Here is a 1,131-nt window from a genome sequence, read left to right as displayed (position 1 = left end):
AAGGCGGCAAGACGCGAGAGCCCAATTCGCCGGCCGCCGGCCGGTTCGACCGCGACTATCGTGTGTTTTTGGAGATGCACCGGCAGAGGCAGGCGCTGGACGCGATCAGATAGACGCGAACAAGCCTTTAAAGCGTCTGTTATCTCTGGTTCCAGCGCCGGATAATTGGTTCGCTAATGTCGTGCTCATAGCCGAGTACGCTCGTGCTGGCGGTATCCAGCACGAACAGAGCTCCATTTTGCGGCGGCAGGCCGAGCCAGCGCGTAGCCAGCACCCGCAGGAAATGAGAGCTTGAAAACACCAGGACATTGCCGTTGACGCCACGCAGCTCGTCGATGATTCGATCCGCCCTTGCGCCGACGTCCTCTGCCGCCTCGCCATCAGGGCAGCCATCGCGAAACAGACGCCAGCCGGGGCGTTCGATGAGGATCTGCTTTGTGGTCAGCCCCTCGTAAGCGCCGTAATCCCATTCCGCCAGATCGGCCTTCTTCACGCCGGCCGAACCGAAGCCGGCCAGCGTACAAGTCTTGAAGGCGCGCTGCGACGGGCTCGACCAGACAGCCTGGAACGAAAGGCCCTGCAACCGCTCAGCGACCCGTCCGGCGGCCTCCTCGCCGGCAGGCGTCAGCGGTATGTCGGTCAGGCCGGTGTGCTTTCCGGAGGCGCTCCATTCCGTCTCGCCATGCCGAACTAGATAGATTTCGGGAAATGCGCTCATCCGCATGCCTTTCGATGGAATCTGATATCATGCCTGCTCTTCAGGTCAGTCAGCGACGCAAGCATAGCGGCTTCTACGCTCTCTCCAAACAAGCGGGAATGAGACCGTACGCGCTGGCTCAACTCTTCCTCTGAGTCAGCCTCTTGCCATAGCTGCCCATTTCGTAGACAAGCCGTGCTGTTAATGCGGAATCCGGGCCGATCACGGCTATTTTCCGCGCTGAGACGCGGCTTCCGGCCTTTTTGCCGACGCGCCGCAATCGGATAGGCGAAACATGTCTGCGATCGAAGCCGGCGCTACCGCCGTCATCCAGCCGGGTGGCTCGATGCGCGACGACGATGTCATCGCCGCCGCCGACGCCCACGGCATCGCTATGGTGTTTACCGGCGTGAGGCATTTCAGGCATTGAGCAC

At 61.4% G+C, this 1,131-nt stretch carries 1 protein-coding gene and 1 pseudogene; one reads left to right on the top strand and one right to left on the bottom strand.

Annotated elements, in window-relative coordinates; all coding sequences use genetic code 11:
- Positions 1–139 precede the first annotated feature (139 nt).
- Complete coding sequence (locus EOA86_RS35640) at positions 140–718, bottom strand: histidine phosphatase family protein (RefSeq protein WP_127207927.1); 579 nt, start codon at positions 716–718, stop codon at positions 140–142.
- Positions 719–992: 274 nt separating this feature from the next.
- Here EOA86_RS35640 and EOA86_RS41375 point away from each other — a divergent pair.
- Positions 993–1,127, top strand: a pseudogene (locus EOA86_RS41375) (hypothetical protein); the annotation flags it as partial.
- Positions 1,128–1,131 lie beyond the last annotated feature (4 nt).

This window comes from Mesorhizobium sp. M5C.F.Ca.IN.020.32.2.1 (assembly GCF_004023105.1).
Taxonomy (GTDB): domain Bacteria; phylum Pseudomonadota; class Alphaproteobacteria; order Rhizobiales; family Rhizobiaceae; genus Mesorhizobium; species Mesorhizobium wenxiniae.
This window is presented reverse-complemented; position numbering and strand designations above follow the sequence as displayed.